We start from the raw sequence: 16,614 nt of genomic DNA on the forward strand, positions 1-16,614 counted from the left end.
CCTCAATTGGACTTCCTGTCGTGGCGCAATCTCTCAGCCACTAGCAAGTAAGGTTTTCGCTTTCGTAGACCTTACAACACCTAGTTTAGCTTGCGTGCATATGGACAATACTGAGCGTACAACTTAGTATTGTCTAATATCGCTGCAATTAACTCATGAACATGCAAACACGAACTCACTGATGCTTTTCCTGTTATGTAACGAGTTGAGAACACCATAATGGCGTTCAAACGTTGATCCAATCGTGAATCTCTGGCCTCACTCTCGTTAACACAAACATCCAAAAGCATATCTTAGCTCACATCTAAGTAACTCTCCACCCAACAACGCTACACTAAATGCAAATTTAAAATTTATGACTATAAATACACTAACTTCACACGATATATATAATATAAAACACTTACACTCAAACAACTAAACTTATTATTAATTTTATCAATACTCATCAAAAAGACTTAGTCGCGAGCTTTTATTCAATCAAATTATCTTTTGCTAGGACATTAACTTTCTTTTTGAAGCATATGCCAATCCCACATCGTCTCGAGACACCGTATTTCAACAAAACCTTGCAGCCAGAACTTCTCTGGGCATATCCTTGGGAATTAAGGGACGGAATGAACGCTGGATAAAGTTCCGTTTGGAGACCCGAGGCGGGTTGCGAAGGAACAGGTGGCGACCTATATGAGCGGTGCCTTTGGTACAACTCTGGATTACTTATGGTTTTTACAAGAGTGTTTGAGGCTGAGGGGGAAGTCGAGTGAGGGGAAATCTCAGATGATATTCGACAGAATTGGCAAAATCGATTCCGTGCTAAACTCGCAAGTTTAGGACAATAGCCCTTTTAGGGATGCCACATTCTTCCCATAATAGAAATTTCACAATGCAGTGCTGAAAAATAGAGAGCTTTGAGGAGCATACTTCGCATGACATTTAACCGAATTCTTGCTGCGATCGGCATGACCGGAGCCTTAACAGTTGCAGCTCATGCTGAAATTGTTGTTTCTTCCAAAATTGATACTGAAGGTGGTCTCCTCGGAAACGTTATTGCACTTGCGTTGGAAGATGCTGGCTTGCCAGTAGAACGCCGTCTGCAGCTTGGCGGCACTCAGGTGGTTCGCGAAGCACAACTTGCAGAGCAAATCGACATCTATCCTGAATATACGGGCAATGCAGCCTACTTCCACAATGAGGCAGACAGCGAAGTCTGGAAAGACGCCAAAGCCGGATACGCCCGCGCAGCTGAGCTGGATGGTGAGAAGAACGGACTGGTATGGCTTCAACCCGCACCAGCCAACAACACCTGGGCCATTGCTGTAACAGGCGCATTGGCCTCCCAGAACAATCTTGCCACTATGTCTGACTTCGGCGCCTGGGTGGCAAACGGAGGCGAAGTGAAACTGGCGGCCTCTACGGAGTTTGTTTCTTCTCCCGCCGTTCTTCCTGCCATGCAGGAAACCTATGGCTTTAAACTGTCTCCGGATCAGACCGTCGTGCTTTCTGGCGGTGACACAGCCGCGACAATTCAGGCCGCAGCTCGTGGCACCTCTGGCGTCAACGCAGCTATGGCATACGGCACAGATGGCGGAGTAGCTGCAACAGGCCTTGTTGTTATGACGGATGATAAGGGCGTACAGCCAGTCTACGAGCCAGCTCCGGTTATCCGAGCTGCTGTGTTAAAACAGTATCCAGAAGTTGCATCAGTCTTGAACCCGATCTTTGCAGGTCTGGATCTGGCGACACTACAGGAGCTCAACGGTCGCATTCAGGTTGGCGGCGAACCAGCAGCTGCGGTTGCAAAAGACTATCTGACCAAGATCGGTGTTTTGGACTAACTGCGCGCGTTATGCCTGGCAGGATTAAATCAGTCGTCTCCGGACCCGGTCTTTTGTTTGTAAGCCTGAGTCTGGTTGCCTTATACGCCCCTTTTATGACGCTTGCCGCCAATCGTATTGTCGCGGGTGAGGGTATCCCTGTGTGGGACGTGGCCGGACCAGAAGCCGTCATTCCCGGCTTTGCTGGCTTGCTGGCTGGACTTGTCCTTGGTTTGCCAGCGGCTTGGCAAGTTTTGCGTTTGACGGGTGCAATGATCGGAATAGCAGCGTTAATTTGGCTGTTGATGGAGGGCAGCACCTCACTTCTTGAAGGCGCTGGAACTTATGCCAGAGTATCCCTGGGCAGTGGTTTCTGGTGTTTGCTCGCAATCCTGTTACTGCTGGCGGCGGATGCTCTGTCCTCTCTTTCTCCTGGCCCCAAAATGCGCGGCGCCTTGTTGGCCGTCGCGATTGTGGTGTCGGCGTTGGTCTTGTGGTCAGGAGCCTTGACCGATCTGTCAATCTTCAGAGAGTACGCCAGCAGACAGGATGCCTTCTTCAACGCAGCATGGCGGCACCTCGGCCTTGCTTTTGGCTCGCTTGTTGTGGCCGCAGCTATAGGTTTCCCTCTTGGCGTGTATTGCCACCGGAACGAAGGGTTGCGTAGCGCAGTCCTGCCTGTGCTCAGCTTTCTGCAAACAATCCCGTCACTTGCCATGTTCGGCATCATGATCCCGCTTCTTGCCTGGGTCAGCAGCACAATCCCAGGCGCCAAGGAATTGGGTGTCGTCGGCATCGGCTTTTTGCCCGCATTTCTGGCACTGGTTATCTATTCCCTGTTGCCGGTGGTGGCAAACACTGTGGCCGGTTTGGAAGCCACTCCAATCGTGACGCTGGATGCAGCGCGCGGTATGGGAATGACCCGCCATCAACGCCTCATACAGATTCAATTGCCGCTCGGGCTTCCGGTTATGCTGGCTGGGCTGCGGATTGTTCTGGTGCAGAATATTGGCCTCGCGGTGATCGCCGGATTGATTGGCGGTGGTGGTTTTGGAACCTTTGTCTTTCAGGGGCTCAATCAGACTGCAACAGATTTAATCCTGCTTGGAGCCCTGCCAACAGTCATTCTTGCTCTTATCTCAGCAATTACAATGGATATTCTGGTCGAACTGGCCCGCCCTAATCAGATGAGGCATAGATGATTGAGATCGACAACATAACCAAGGTTTACGACGGGCGGCCTGCTGTCGATTCCGTATCTATGACGATTGAGAGCGCAACAATCACCGCAATCGTCGGCACATCCGGCTCTGGAAAAAGTACATTACTGCGTATGGTCAACCGGCTTGTAGAGCCCACGTCTGGTCAAGTTCGGATCAATGGTGAACCAACTGCAGGATTGCCGAAGAACGCCCTGCGCCGCCGCATTGGGTATGCAATTCAGGGCCATGGTCTCTTCCCGCATCACACAGTTGCCAGAAACATCGGCGCCGTGCCGCGGCTACTCGGTTGGGACAATGACAAGATCCATACGCGTGTGAATGAGCTGTTGGACCTATTCTCCATGCCGCCAGATGAGTTTCGCGATCGCTATCCTGCTGAGCTCTCAGGCGGTCAGCAACAACGGGTAGGCGTGGCACGAGCTTTGGCATCACGGCCCGACCTGTTGCTCATGGATGAGCCCTTCGGGGCACTGGACCCCATCATTCGAACACGCGCGCAGACAGACTTGCACCGGATTCAACGAACACTCGGCTCCACAATCCTTCTCGTCACGCATGATATGGAGGAAGCCATACAGCTTGGTGATCAGGTAGCAGTGATGGATCAGGGACAGTTGGTTCAGCACGGCACGCCAGCAGAGATCATCACCAACCCTGCCACAGAGTTCGTTGCAGAAATGGTTGGTGGTGTCGATCGGCCGCTTCGCCTGCTATCGCTGCTTTCGGTCTCCCAGATACTTGAAGAGGGAGCTGCAGAAGGGGAGCCAATTGACGAGAAATCCAGCCTGCGAGAGGCTCTTTCTGTTTGCCTTTGGAGCGGGCGAAATGCTGTGCCTGTAGAACGCAACGGTAACCCTATTGGCCGTGTAACACTGGAAGCGATCCGCTCCAGAGCCGAGGGGACACATGAGCCGGGCTAATTTCCTGAGGATGATCGTTGTTTTGCTGCTGCTCGCTCTTGTCCTTCAGCCTGAGTGGTTTGCACCTATATTTGCACCCTTCACACCGCCCGGTGCCGCCGTGATCTACGATCGTACCTCGTTATTGTCGCTTTCTCTGAGTCATCTGGGTATCGTTGCCTTAGCCTCAGTCGCCGCAATCGTTGTTGCGGTGTTACTGGCGATCCTCGTCACTCGCCCACAAGGGAAGGCATTTTTGCCGCTGTCTCGCACCATTGCGAATATGGGACAGACGTTTCCACCTGTTGCCGTTCTGGCTTTGGCAGTACCGATGCTCGGTTTTGGAGCCGGACCAACGCTTGTTGCGCTGTTTTTGTACGGTATCTTGCCAATCTTCGAAAACACGATGACCGGTCTTTCAACCTTACCACCTGCAACCATGGAAGCAGCCCGGGGTATAGGGCTTAGCCGCTGGCAACGTTTGCTACAAGTCGAGCTTCCACTGGCACTTCCTTTGATCCTGACAGGTGTTCGGCTCTCTGTCGTCATTGCCATCGGTACAGCAACAATCGGCTCGACCGTCGCCGCCCACACGCTTGGCGAAGTCATCATCGCAGGCCTGCTGACCAACAACACCTCCTACGTCTTACAAGGCGGCCTCATAGTCGGCCTGTTCGCAGTCCTGATCTACGACGCCCTGACCCAACTCGAAGCCAGCATCCGAAAACGCCTTGGTGTGGCCTGAGTAAAAATGTAAGTCAAACCTTCCATAACTCGGTTCAGAAATCTTGCACTTTGTTCAAAGATAGCAACGGATTGCACTTGCTGCTCTCCACGTAACTCAACTTCCCTCACCAGCACCAGCCCCTCCTATTGTTACATTTCACACCATTTTTTCGCCATAGAATTTGCGGTTTCTGAAAGTTTCACTTTCTTCATTCATAAACTAATGAACAGAAACATTTGGCCCTTTCGCTCCACGTCCTTCCGGGTACATCCCCTAGCGTATTGCTCTCCTTAACCCTTCTCACATACGCTTTTGAGCTGAACCACTGAGGAACGGATATGTGTGATGCGTGTGTTGTGCGGATGGTGAAGGAGCGGTTGTCCCGGAGAGGGTTTATGTGTGGGGCAGTTGCCTCGGTTGCGGGTGGGGCTGTGCTGAGTGCATCTGCTTTGGCGGCGACGGCAAATGTTCTACCGGAGAGTGTTTCGTTTTCAAACGTGATTGACCTCACCCAGACACTGACACCTGATTTCCCGACGTTTGAGGGTGGTCCTGCATTTGAAGAGAGCTACGAATATACCTTTGCCAAGGATGGGTTGAACCTGAAGACTCTCCACTATCACGAACATGTGGGAACTCATTTCGATGCTCCGATCCATTTCAGCAAAGACGGGCAGTCAATTGATGAAATTCCGGTCGAGAAGTTCGTCTGTCCGTTAGCTGTGATCGATGTGCGTGATCAAGCGGCGGATAATCCTGATTACCGTGTCATGCCAGAAGATATTCTGAAGTACGAACAGCAGCATGGGCGTATCCCGGACAGGGCCTGTGTCGCAATGCTTTCTGGCTGGCCGCAATATGTGGGCACCGATAAATACCGCGGGGAAGACAGCAAGGGCGTTCTCCACTTCCCCAGTTTCCATGAGGATACGGCGAAGTTCTTAATCAACGAGCGCAGTGTTTACGGACTTGGTGTGGACACGCTCTCCATCGATTACGGGCCAACAAAAGACTTTCCCGTGCACTATCTGTGGCTGGGGTCTGGGCGCTATGGCATCGAGAACCTGACCAATCTGGATCAGGTACCGTTGGCAGGGGCAACAATCATCGCTGGAGCCCCAAAGTTCAAAGGTGGAACCGGCGGGCCAGGACGCGTCCTCGCGGTTTATTAAAGATGTGAAGGAGAGCCGAGTTCAACGGCTCTCCCTGTCGTCCACTCGTTAGCTGGAAGGTGTTGCAACGCCATGAGGGGGATTACCCTTCATCTCCTTGGCGCGCTTTACCGCATCTTCCACCTGCGTTGCCCAGATCGGACGTTCCTCGGCGTTTTTCCAAGGCACTTTGGGCCACCAGGCTTTTGTAGAGATAACCTGTCCCGGTTCAACAGAACCACCCGGCAGCGGAATGGCTAAATCCACGCCGTATTTTTCTGCGGCAACCTTGACGCGTTCCACAGGCTCGGTCCAGTTGTGAGAGGATAGATCAAACAGCCCCCAATGGACCGGGAGCATTGTTTTGCCCTTCACCAGTTTGTGCACCAAAACGGCCTGCTCTGGTCCTAAATGGGTGTCTTTCCAGAGCGGATTGTAAGCCCCTGTTTCAATCACGGTCAGATCGAACGGACCAAGGCGGTCGCCAATCTCCTCAAAACGATCATGCATGCCAGTGTCACCGGAGTAGTATACTGAATGCTCTGGGCCGTTAAAGGCCCAACCAGCCCAAAGAGTTGCATTCACATCACTAAAGGTGACGGAGCGGCCTGACCTATGTCGTGATGGGGTGGCCGTAACCGTCGTTTCCTCAACTTGCGTTGATTGCCACCAGTCGAGTTCAGTAATGCTGGACTTGGAAACACCCCAATATTCCAGATGTGACCCAACTCCGAGTGGAACGATCCATTGAACCTGCTGTTGAGCCAGTCTCTGAACCGTTTCCATATCCAGGTGGTCATAATGGTCATGAGAGATCACAATGGCATCAAGCTCAGGGAGTTCTTCCAATGCAATTACTGGATCATAGAAGCGCTCAACGCCTGCCCATGGCAAAGGCGAAGCGCGTTTGCTCCAGACCGGATCAATCAGAATACGCGTTTCATCCATCTCAACCAAAAGCGTGGAATGTCCGAACCATGTAACGCGAGCTCCAGATTCCGGTAGTTTGTTGAGCCGGTCACCAATCGTTTCGACAGGAATGTCTTGCTGCGGCCTGTTGTGGTCGGTCGGCTCCAGAACAAACTGACGGAAAATCTCACTTAGCGGGCCGCGCACCATTGGCAGCTCGTTTACAAAACTATCCTCGCCCCATTGGTTGGATTGCGTCAGCTGCGCTTTGTGCTCATCATTCGGCTTTTGCCCCATGTTCGTATAGGCGCTGGCGTAAATCGCACCAACTCCGATCACCACAACACCCAGCACGCCACCCGCGATCTTCTTAATCATTCTTTTTTGCAATCTCTTAGTTGCGAGTTTGAAGAACCTAGCCTGCTCGCCTTGCCCATTTCTCGCTGCTTAAACTAGGAACCAGTGAGTGTACATACCAGACGCAAGCTGTAAATTATGTGCGCGAGCCACAGTTCTGTGACGACTATCACATTTTCAGGCGCTCCAAAGATCAGCACGCGCCTCTCCTCTCTTCCCTGCAAATTGCTATAAAATATTTTGCCTCCTTCAATCTTCGATTAACTCAACGACGCAATTCACGTCATCTCCCTTAAGATTGCTCAGTATTTTGGTCTTATAGGTAAGCAAGAACCAAAAATATGTGCATTCGATTGGAGCATCTCGATGCCGAAGTCAGACCTCACCCCCGAGCAGGAAAAATGGACTGAGAAGGTCCTTAAGCACTTGAATTTAAAGAATGTGGATGAGGTGCAACTGGACGAGATGCAGTCGGATACTACCGAACACAGCAATCGTCCCAATGAAGTGAATCCAGGACGGCCTGCAACGCGGCGATCACGCGTGCTGGTTTCCAAAGACAGCCCGGCTGCACATCAGCAGCAGGCAGCGCAAGCGGCAGAACAGTTCAAGGCCGAGATCACTCAGCTCTCCAACAGGTATCAAACACTGGCCACGAACGCCCAGAAGCTGGATGCGCAGGCTCGCAAACAGCTCGTGACAAAAGAGCATATTGAAGCCTTCAAGGTGCAAGTCGAAAAGATCAGCAACACCTTCAAACAGTTTAACAAGAACTTTTCTGGCCAACAGCGGCCTGATGCCGGAACCATAAGCCTACTCAAAACATTGCTGGATAAAGTTCAGTATCATATCGGTGAAGGAAAGAAGGTTCTGCAGCAGGGATGCAAGCACGCGGATGCGATGATTGCCAAGGAGATGCCTGCTGTTGAGGCTTACCAAAACACCGTTGAAGACACTTACAAGCACCGCGATGAGTTAACGCAATGGGGCGTTGATACGGCTGACTTCGATAAGGCTCACCGCATCGCAAATCTGCCACTCCTGCGCATGCAAAAGGCGATTGCAGATCACAGCTATCCGGGCCTGAAGTTCATGCTGGGTAAGATTGCAGGCAAGAAGGAAGCCTTCGTCAAAGCCTATGATGACGCTAAGGAGCAGATTGATAGGAACCGGGAGGATACGCAACAGCGGCTGGACAAAACTCTTGCCAATGCAACTGCCTTAAACAAACGCTCATCAGAACTGGAACACGCCCCCGATGCGCTTACACAGTTTACAGCTTCTTTTGAGAAGGTTGCTGCTGCGACGCCAAAAGGAGAGCAGGCTTTAGGCCGTGGTGATTATCAGGGTGCGACAGCCATATTGCACGACAACGAAGGCGCCTTGTTTCAGATGCAACAGCTATGGTTTAGCAATGCGACTGCGGCAGATGACCAAACAGATGAGCCCATCGAAAAAGGCAAACCAATCCTAACGCACAAAAAGATACAAAACCTGCGCCGTGCATTGGAACAAGCCTATGAACGGCTTCCCTTCATCAAGGCCAGCTTGCCGAATGCCCATCAGTATGAAGCTGAATGCAAGTCACTAAAGACATTGCTTACATCAGCTCAATCAGATCTGATTTCTGGCAAGGTTGAAGACGCCGAAGAAAAGGTTCTGCCACTCCGGAAAATCCGCTTCCAGCTTTACAGTCTGACCCATAAGGCAAAAGAACAGGTTGAGTGGGTTGAAAAGCAACTTGTTCAGCTGCAAAGCGATGCCAAATCCTGGCTTGATCGCCACAAAGATCTTAAGCTCATAAGCCAATCAGACGAAGACGCCAAACAAAGCTTTGACGCCTATGAAAAAGAAGCGGAGAACGTGAAAAGCCACTTCGACAGCGCAGCAAGCCATATTGAAAACGGCAAAGCGATTCAGGCTCAAAAATCAGTCGATGAAGGCATGCACAGCCTTAAACGGCTGATTGCCCATGCTTCAGATATTGAACTGGACTAGCCCCCTGCTCCGCATTTTAAGGCTGCAACAGCTTTCTGATGCTCTTCGTCAGCGCTTGTTTCGTTTCCGCGCTGTCCGCATTTTCCGTCATCAGCCAGCGGGTCAGCAGCCGATGCGCCATACCCATAATCGCCTGCCCCAACAATTCGGCAGATGCCTCCTCCCAGACTAAACCTTCGCTTTGGCCATGTGCTATTGTACGGGTGGTTTCATCATGCAATGCGACGTGTGTGAACTGGGTTTGTCCCAACCAATAAGCTTGCGGGATGTTCAGAAATACAATGCGCGCTATGCTTGGATTGGCGAAATAAAACTCGCACCAGATATCCAGGAAAACGAGGCATTTATCGACCGTGTTATCAGCAGCACGCGCTGCTTGCATCGCTTCTGCATAGAGGTTTTCGAGATCCCCTTTGATGCAGGCATAGAGCATCTCTTCTTTATTGCCAAAGTACTTGTAGACTGTTTGCGGACTCACCCGCGCCTGCTGGCAGATCTGCCGTATCCCCACATCCTGATACATCCCGGAGGAGAAGATCTCCAGAATGGTTCTGCGAAGTGTTTCAAGTGCTTCCGGCTTTATTGTTCTGCGGTCTACATCCACGGTCATTCCGATTGGCTCCCCCAATTTCCACCATTGTATCCGTTTTTTTAGTGTCTCCTAGCCGCCTTGTTTGAACATGTACCGAAAAACACTCCAGATTTGATCAAGATCAATTAACTTGACACATCAACAAGATTCGGTAACGCTGTTTCCATATATTCGGGAGGGAGAACTTTGGGGGAGTTTCAAACTTATCTGCCAATTTATGCAATGGTTCTCGCCGTTATACTCATTGTCGGCGAAACACTCATTTTGATAAGAACCGATAAATATTGGCCGTTATCTGTAGATGACTATCTTGCATCCGGCTTACTTATCTTTTCTGCTTTGATTTTTGAAAGCGCAGTGGGTGTCGCTCTTATGCTTTGTGCCTGGGCATTCATGTCTGGTAATCTTTACGCAATGCTGTTTACACGGCTCGACCCACAAACGGGAACACGCGAACGCATACCTGCTCTTTCAATTTTACTAGGCGCAGCCTCAATCGGTCTTGTTGCAACCTTCGCAACGCTCATTTCAAGGATGGTTTCAGCATGACATTGATAGATACCGCCAACTCAATAAACACAGGAACCTACCAGAAGGATGGCTTCCTGTGTCCAATCAAAGTGCTCGAAAAAGACGATGCCATCCGTATGCGCGCAGAACTTGAGGCTATTGAGAAGCTTCAGGGACATCCCATGGACAAAGCACAGTGCAATAAGTCGTACCTTCTGTATGACTGGGCAGATGAACTTGTCCATCACCCCGTTATTCTTGACGCAGTCGAACAACTGATCGGCCCGGATATCCTATGTCTGATGACCAACCTGTTCACCAAGGAAGCAGGCAGCAAATCCTACGTTTCCATGCATCAGGACGCTGCTTACTGGGGGGTGGATGCCGATGATGTGGTCACCGCATGGGTCGCATTAAGTCCAGCCACGGCTCAATCAGGCGTTATGAAGGTGGAGCCGGGCAGTCACAAAACCATCCGCACGCAAGTCAACACCTACGCTAAGGACAACCTCCTCACCCGCGGACAAGAAATCCCAGAGGAAGAGCTGGAACCGGAAAACCAGATCTACATGGAACTGAAGCCCGGTGAGATGTCGCTACATCATTTCAAATTAGTGCATGGGTCTGATGCAAACACCACCAATGATCGCCGCATTGGCTTTGCAATCCGGTATGTGGCTGCAAAGAGCAATGTGAGTGCTGATAACCAATCCGCGCTCCTGGTGCGCGGGCAAAACCATACGAGCATCAGTATGGAGCAGCGTGCAAAGGACTTAAACCCAACACAGCGCTATCGCGAACACGCCCGCGCCATGCGCAATTTGGTCAGGTCTATGCTTCTTCCGGAAAAAGGGGCAGGATTGGGAGAACGCGCAAGACTGTTCATCACGCGTCAAGCCGGAGTGCTGCTAACGTATTACCGGCAAATCAAGGGGGGATAATGCAATGAGTGAAGCCAACAATAGCCATAACCAGCAGTTTGGTAGTTTCAAAGAATTCTATCCATTTTATCTGGCAGAACATGGGAATGTCGTCAGCCGCCGATTGCATTTTATTGGAACGGCGCTGGTGCTTACACTTCTCACTTACATCATCACGTTCGGTCTTTGGGCTTTACTGCTCGCAGTTCCAGTCGTCGGCTACGGCTTTGCGTGGATTGGGCATTTTTTCTTTGAAAAGAACAAGCCAGCCACGTTCAAGTTTCCATTGTATAGCCTGCTTGGTGACTTTGTGATGTTCTTCGATATTCTGCGCGGTAAGGTTTCTATCCTGAAATAAGTCGATCGAACTGACTTGCAAGGACGGGCAAGCAGGGCAGAATTTCGGAACAATAGAAGCGCAAAGATGTTCGAACGCTGAAGGTAAAGCCCACAGATCTTGGTGCTTGTATTGGTCATGGCAGCAACTCACAATGCTTATGTGACCAATACAAATCTGAGTGTCCCATGAAAAGCCTCAGCCTGGCAGTTTTATTTCTCATTGCTTCATCCAGCCTCACTTCCGCCGGGATGAACGCCAATCTTAACTCTGCCATTGCTAATATGTGCGAGAAACTAAAAACCTGCGCATTCCAGCAAATGGGCATCAACGCGTCTTCAAAACAAACCCCGACAGCAACCGTCATCAACAACAGCGTCAATCAGGCCTGTGCGCTGATCAAAGCAGATTTCACCAATGCGGCGACAACGAACACCCAGAAAAGAAAGGCGATTGCCTGCGTATCCTCAGTCACAAAAAAGACCTGTAGCGAACTCAGCCAACCCAACGCCCCAAGCCCACCAGCCTGCAAAGGCTTCCAAAGCTTCAAACGCACAAAATAAGCAAGTTTCAGAACCCTTTCACGATTCCTATGGTACTTACTCAGAAGCCTTCTTTAGCTATCACCATACGCCTACCTAATATCGCATTGAATGCCTGAGCTTTAGCCTCTGAAACGGCTCTACCTAACCAGCTTCACCATACTTATCACGCAGGATGTTTTTTTGGACTTTGCCCATGGTGTTGCGGGGGAGTTCGTTGATGATTAGGAGTTTTTGTGGGTGTTTGAAGCGGGCGAGGTGTTTTTTGACGGTGGTCATGATCTGCTCGAGGTCAGGGGTCTCACCCTTTTCGGCCACAATTAATCCAAGCGGGGCTTCACCGAAGTCAGCATGGGGTATGCCGATCACAGCACTTTCATGAACACCCGGTTGCTCATCCAACAGGAGTTCAATCTCTTTTGGGTAGATATTGAAGCCGCCTGAAATGATGAGGTCTTTGTTGCGTCCAACAATGTGGACGTAACCATCCGTATCGATCTTCCCCATGTCACCGGTGATAAAGAAGCCATCCGCACGCAGTTCCGCAGCTGTCTTCTCAGGCATCTGCCAGTAGCCTTTGAACACGTTGCGGCCACGAACTTCGATGACGCCGATGCTGTCCTGGGGTAGTTCAGCACCCGTTTCAGGATTGGTGATCTTGAGTTCAACGCCGGGAAGCGGAAAGCCTACAGTGCCTGCACGCCGCTCTCCCTCGTAAGGGTTCGACGTGCTCATGTTGGTCTCAGTCATGCCGTAACGTTCCAAAATGCGGTGTCCCGTACACTCTTCAAACTGGCGATGAGTTTCCGCCAGCAACGGTGCACTGCCGGAGGTGAACAGGCGCATATGCTCTGTCAGTTCCTTGGTAAAACGCTGATCACCCAACAGCCGGGTATAGAACGTTGGCACCCCCATCATGGAAGTGGCCTGCGGCAGAAACTGCACGATGGCATCCTGATTGAACTTTGGCAGGAAGATCATGGAGCCACCAACAGCAAGGATAACATTGGTTGCTACAAACAGGCCATGCGTATGAAAGATCGGCAGCGCATGTAGCAGAACATCGTCTTTTGTGAAGCGCCAGTAATCAACCAGAACATCTGCATTAGACAGCAAATTGTCCTGTGTCAGCATCGCGCCTTTGGAGCGGCCTGTTGTGCCTGATGTGTAAAGAAACGCTGCCAGATCCTGCAGATCTCGTTCTACAGTCTCAAAAGCAGTTGGGTGAGTTTTGGCTTCTGCCATCAAAGACCCGGAACCGTCTCCATTCAAGATTTTGAGGAGGACACCTAGCTGATCAGCTAAGGGCTGCAATGTCTCTGCCTTTGCACCATCACAGGCAAGAAGAGATGCTCCGCTATTGTCGAGAAAGTAAGAGAGTTCATCACTGGTGTAGGCCGTATTCAAAGGCAGGAAGATGAGGCCTGCCTGAACGCAAGCGGCGTAAAGAGCCAGCGATTCTGGCGATTTTTCAACCTGTGCAGCAACACGATCGCCCGGGTTCAAGCCATTCGCGACCAGCGTATGCGCCAGCTGCGCGGTTGTCGCCAAAAACTGCGCATATGAGATGGAGGTTCCATCATGAAGAAACAGGAACGGCTTGGTTTTGGACGCATGGATCCCAAATAAGCGATCATAAAGCGGGTTTGCCATGAGACTGCCTTTCACTGTTGCAACAGACGTTCACCCGCATCTCAATGTGAGCGTGTCGGGACTGATTCATCCAGACAAGACTAGTGCGAACCCGAGGCTCTGAACAGCCACGTCTTCCTCGGTTTTAGCAAGCAAAGCGCGGAATTGTCCAAAAGGCTTTGACGTTCTATGCTGCAAGAATTGACCAAGGAAGCAATTTTCAAATGACTCATCGCACAATTTTTACTGATCCCGATCTGGCACAATTTTATGAGCTGACACCACGAGATCGCGCGGATCACACATATTGCAAAGTGCTTGCACGCGAGGCACGCTCTGTCCTCGACCTGGGGTGCGGTACGGGAGAGCTTACGGTTCAATTGGCTGAGGGTCGCCGTGTGGTTGGTTTGGACCCGGCTGAAGCTATGCTGGAGATTGCACGCAAGCGCCCCAATGGAGAACAAGTTAGCTGGGTACAGGCGGATGCCCGTTCATTTGATCTGGGAGAGACGTTTGACCTGGTCTGCCTGACAGGACATTCCTTTCAGTTTTTCCTGACGGAAGAGGACCAGCTTGCAGCTCTGAAAATGATCGCAGCGCATCTAAGCCCCAAAGGCCTGTTTGTCTTTGATACCCGCAACCCGAATTTTCCGGGCCAGAAGACGCGTCGCAAAGAAGAAACACTGAGCCAGACGCAGCACCCTGCCCTCGGTGCAATTGAGAGCTGGAACATTTCAGAATATGACGAGACCACTCAAACACTGAGTTTCATCAATGCTTACAGGCAGCTTGAGACTGGTGAGATTTTCAGCGCACCTTCTGAGATTAAATATACGGCACAAGACAAAGTCGACCAGCTCCTAGAAGAAGCTGGCTTATGTGCTCAAACATGGCTGGGTGAATGGACAGGTGAACCTTATCACGCAACCTCACGCGAGATCATTCCCATAGGCAAAAGGGCCTGAAGCTATCGCTCAAAACGCGCCAGAGCGAGACCAATGCCAGAACCAATGAAGAGCGTACCAGTGAGTTTATGTCGCAAATGACCTATGCTCTTGAAGAACGGAGTTGCAGAACGAGCAAGAGCCGCCCAACACAGATCTCCACATAGAATGACGAGAAGGTAGATCAGCGCTGGCTGGGCAAGAGCGTAACTCGTGCTTTGATCCCCAACGAACTGAGGTAGGAAAGCAGCGCTGAACACCAGCGTTTTCGGGTTGATCATAGCAAGCAACATGCCCTGCCAGAAAAGCTTGCGCAAAGGGATGTTACTGGCTTCAGCGTTTTCCAACATATCCGTCCGCTCCCGCCAGGATTTGATGCCGAGATAGATCAGATAGGCCGCACCAACCCACTTCACCCACAGGAAGGCATCGGCAACGAGTGCCAGCAATGCTGAAAATCCAAGCACCACAATGCTGAGCTGGATGGCAACGCCAAGCGTTGTTCCCAGTACCGTAGCGGCTCCAAAGCGGAAGCCATGGCTGATGGTATTGGCTGCGATGAGCGCAACGTTGGGGCCTGGAATAGCCACCAGAGCCGTCGTCGCAATCACAAGCGCTAATATCATCTCAACGGACATGAGTTCCCCTCCCAAACATCAGAGGATAGTTTGGGAGGTTCTTTGTCACATTGCAAGCTATGCCTTTGATTGGACTGCAAGGCCTAGTGGAAGGCAGCGAGCTTGTCCGGGTTTCGCTGCGCATAAATCGCGTCGACATTCATGTTATCATCATAACCAAAGGTGAAAGTCGTCGTGATCCCGCTTCCGTCGACCGTGACGAGAGACAGGCAGGAGTTGAGTTCTTCAACCCAAGCTTTGCCACTGTTCGCGGCTGGGGAGATCGCCTTTTCGATAAAGCCAAGCACATGCTCCAGACCAACAAGTGGTTTTGGAACGGCATTGACCTTGCCGCCGCCGTCGGAAATAAGCGCAACGTCAGCTGCCAGAAGCTTGGAGAGCTCAGCTGTTTCTCCGGTTTCCAGCGCGCTTTGGAATACACTCACCATCGCCTGCTGTTTTTCTGGCGGAGCGACAAAGCGTTGAGATTTCTGCTGAATATTGGCCTTTGCCCTTGAGACCAGCTTGCGGCAACTGGTCGGAGTGACCTCCAATATATCTGCAACGTCTTCATAGCTGGAGGAAAACACTTCGTGCAGCAAAAACGCAGCCCGCTCTTTTGGAGCAAGGCGTTCCATCACCAAAAGGAATGCCATTGTGAGGCTTTCGGAAAGCTCAACTCTGTCTTCCGGTGTGTCCTGTGTGGTGGTGTGAAGCGGCTCAGGCAACCACATACCAACGTAATTTTCGCGTTTTTTGCGTGCTGATTTGAGCTGATCGAGTGCTTTGCGGGTGCAAACCGTCGTCAGCCAGGCATCAGGGTTGGCAATGTCGTCTTGTGCGGCAGCTGACCAGCTGAGATAGGTTTCCTGCACCACATCTTCAGCCTCGGCCGTTGTGCCCAGCAAACGATAAGCCAGCCCCATCAACATGGGTCTGGCCTGTTCAAATACACGAAGTGATTTGTCTGAGTTCTTCATCAATGGTTCGATATCGCAATCCGGTTCCAAAGGTTGATCATACCAACCATCGCCGTCAGGGTGGAAATTTCCTGATCACTGTAGTGCTTTTTCAGTTCCTGGCGAAGACGTGACAACTGATCCTCCTTGTTGAGTTCTGTCAGTGCTTCGGTCCATTCAAATGCCAGCTTCTCTTTTTCCGAAAAGTCATCGCAATGGCGCCAGATGATGAGGTGATCCAGACGTTCGTTGGTTTCACCAGCTTTGCGAGCGTCGCGGGTATGCATCTTCACACAAAACCCGCAGCCGTTGATCTGCGATGCCCGCAGCAAAATGAGGTGATGCAGCTTTTCGTCAAACCCAGTCGCAGCGATGGTTGCTTCCACGCCCTGAAGGGCTGCCATGATCTGCGCACCGCTATCGTAGTGATTGATGGTGGTGTGAACGTTCATCGTTATCTCCAGTGATTGTTTTGTTGCGTTC

General features: G+C 51.1%; 17 protein-coding genes. 11 read left to right on the forward strand and 6 right to left on the reverse strand.

All coding sequences use genetic code 11. The features are described 5' to 3' along the window. Window positions 1–926: 926 nt before the first annotated feature. From osmF to DHN43_RS18555, 5 genes are all read left to right on the forward strand, one after another. Window positions 927–1,835, forward strand: a complete 909-nt coding sequence (osmF, locus tag DHN43_RS18535) for a glycine betaine ABC transporter substrate-binding protein OsmF (protein ID WP_108819608.1) — start codon at window positions 927–929, stop codon at window positions 1,833–1,835. 11 nt (window positions 1,836–1,846) lie between these two features. Next, window positions 1,847–3,016, forward strand: coding sequence for an ABC transporter permease (locus DHN43_RS18540; protein WP_108819609.1), 1,170 nt, complete (start codon window positions 1,847–1,849; stop codon window positions 3,014–3,016). Next, the gene (locus DHN43_RS18545) at window positions 3,013–3,957 is read left to right on the forward strand and encodes an ABC transporter ATP-binding protein (RefSeq protein ID WP_108819610.1); all 945 of its coding nucleotides are present in this window, start codon (window positions 3,013–3,015) and stop codon (window positions 3,955–3,957) included. The genes DHN43_RS18540 and DHN43_RS18545 overlap by 4 nt, the downstream gene beginning before the upstream one ends. Then, complete coding sequence (locus DHN43_RS18550; protein ID WP_199914835.1) at window positions 3,944–4,681, forward strand: ABC transporter permease; 738 nt, start codon at window positions 3,944–3,946, stop codon at window positions 4,679–4,681. The genes DHN43_RS18545 and DHN43_RS18550 overlap by 14 nt, the downstream gene beginning before the upstream one ends. A gap of 377 nt (window positions 4,682–5,058) precedes the next feature. Beyond that, complete coding sequence (locus DHN43_RS18555) at window positions 5,059–5,835, forward strand: cyclase family protein (protein WP_208995487.1); 777 nt, start codon at window positions 5,059–5,061, stop codon at window positions 5,833–5,835. Between the two features lie 48 nt (window positions 5,836–5,883). Here the strand turns inward: DHN43_RS18555 and DHN43_RS18560 are convergent, their stop codons facing one another. Next, window positions 5,884–7,101 carry an MBL fold metallo-hydrolase gene (locus tag DHN43_RS18560; protein WP_108819611.1) on the reverse strand — a complete coding sequence of 406 codons (1,218 nt, stop codon included), beginning with the start codon at window positions 7,099–7,101 and terminating at the stop codon, window positions 5,884–5,886. Between the two features lie 345 nt (window positions 7,102–7,446). Here DHN43_RS18560 and DHN43_RS18565 point away from each other — a divergent pair, with 345 nt between their 5' ends. After that, window positions 7,447–9,078, forward strand: a complete 1,632-nt coding sequence (locus DHN43_RS18565; protein ID WP_108819612.1) for a hypothetical protein — start codon at window positions 7,447–7,449, stop codon at window positions 9,076–9,078. A 16-nt stretch (window positions 9,079–9,094) separates the two neighbouring features. Here DHN43_RS18565 and DHN43_RS18570 read toward each other — a convergent pair whose 3' ends face one another. After that, window positions 9,095–9,688 carry a TetR/AcrR family transcriptional regulator gene (locus DHN43_RS18570; protein WP_108819613.1) on the reverse strand — a complete coding sequence of 198 codons (594 nt, stop codon included), beginning with the start codon at window positions 9,686–9,688 and terminating at the stop codon, window positions 9,095–9,097. Window positions 9,689–9,856: 168 nt separating this feature from the next. Here DHN43_RS18570 and DHN43_RS18575 point away from each other — a divergent pair, with 168 nt between their 5' ends. The 4 genes from DHN43_RS18575 (at window position 9,857) to DHN43_RS18590 (ending at window position 12,000) form a co-directional block, all read left to right on the forward strand. Continuing rightward, window positions 9,857–10,219 carry a hypothetical protein gene (locus tag DHN43_RS18575; protein ID WP_108819614.1) on the forward strand — a complete coding sequence of 121 codons (363 nt, stop codon included), beginning with the start codon at window positions 9,857–9,859 and terminating at the stop codon, window positions 10,217–10,219. Continuing rightward, complete coding sequence (locus tag DHN43_RS18580; protein ID WP_108819615.1) at window positions 10,216–11,121, forward strand: phytanoyl-CoA dioxygenase family protein; 906 nt, start codon at window positions 10,216–10,218, stop codon at window positions 11,119–11,121. Before DHN43_RS18575 ends, DHN43_RS18580 begins: the two co-directional genes overlap by 4 nt. A gap of 4 nt (window positions 11,122–11,125) precedes the next feature. After that, window positions 11,126–11,458, forward strand: coding sequence for a DUF962 domain-containing protein (locus DHN43_RS18585; protein ID WP_063293560.1), 333 nt, complete (start codon window positions 11,126–11,128; stop codon window positions 11,456–11,458). 167 nt (window positions 11,459–11,625) lie between these two features. Beyond that, the gene (locus tag DHN43_RS18590) at window positions 11,626–12,000 is read left to right on the forward strand and encodes a hypothetical protein (RefSeq protein ID WP_108819616.1); all 375 of its coding nucleotides are present in this window, start codon (window positions 11,626–11,628) and stop codon (window positions 11,998–12,000) included. A gap of 123 nt (window positions 12,001–12,123) precedes the next feature. Here DHN43_RS18590 and DHN43_RS18595 read toward each other — a convergent pair whose 3' ends face one another. Further along, entirely contained in the window at window positions 12,124–13,632 is a 1,509-nt protein-coding gene (locus DHN43_RS18595; RefSeq protein WP_108819617.1) for a malonate--CoA ligase, read from the reverse strand. A gap of 203 nt (window positions 13,633–13,835) precedes the next feature. Here DHN43_RS18595 and DHN43_RS18600 point away from each other — a divergent pair, with 203 nt between their 5' ends. Next, window positions 13,836–14,576 (forward strand): class I SAM-dependent methyltransferase, encoded by a 741-nt coding sequence (locus DHN43_RS18600; RefSeq protein ID WP_108819618.1) that lies wholly within the window; start codon window positions 13,836–13,838, stop codon window positions 14,574–14,576. A gap of 2 nt (window positions 14,577–14,578) precedes the next feature. Here the strand turns inward: DHN43_RS18600 and DHN43_RS18605 are convergent, their stop codons facing one another. The 3 genes from DHN43_RS18605 to DHN43_RS18615 all read right to left on the reverse strand — a co-directional run bounded on the left by DHN43_RS18605 (window position 14,579) and on the right by DHN43_RS18615 (window position 16,583). Then, window positions 14,579–15,193, reverse strand: a complete 615-nt coding sequence (locus DHN43_RS18605) for a LysE family translocator (protein WP_108819619.1) — start codon at window positions 15,191–15,193, stop codon at window positions 14,579–14,581. Window positions 15,194–15,276: 83 nt separating this feature from the next. Further along, window positions 15,277–16,152 carry an RNA polymerase sigma factor SigJ gene (gene sigJ / locus DHN43_RS18610; RefSeq protein WP_108819620.1) on the reverse strand — a complete coding sequence of 292 codons (876 nt, stop codon included), beginning with the start codon at window positions 16,150–16,152 and terminating at the stop codon, window positions 15,277–15,279. Next, window positions 16,152–16,583 (reverse strand): carboxymuconolactone decarboxylase family protein, encoded by a 432-nt coding sequence (locus DHN43_RS18615; protein WP_108819621.1) that lies wholly within the window; start codon window positions 16,581–16,583, stop codon window positions 16,152–16,154. The genes sigJ and DHN43_RS18615 overlap by 1 nt, the downstream gene beginning before the upstream one ends. Between the last annotated feature and the right edge of the window lie 31 nt (window positions 16,584–16,614).

The sequence above is a fragment of the Pseudovibrio sp. Alg231-02 genome (genome assembly GCF_900143565.1).
Taxonomy (GTDB): domain Bacteria; phylum Pseudomonadota; class Alphaproteobacteria; order Rhizobiales; family Stappiaceae; genus Pseudovibrio.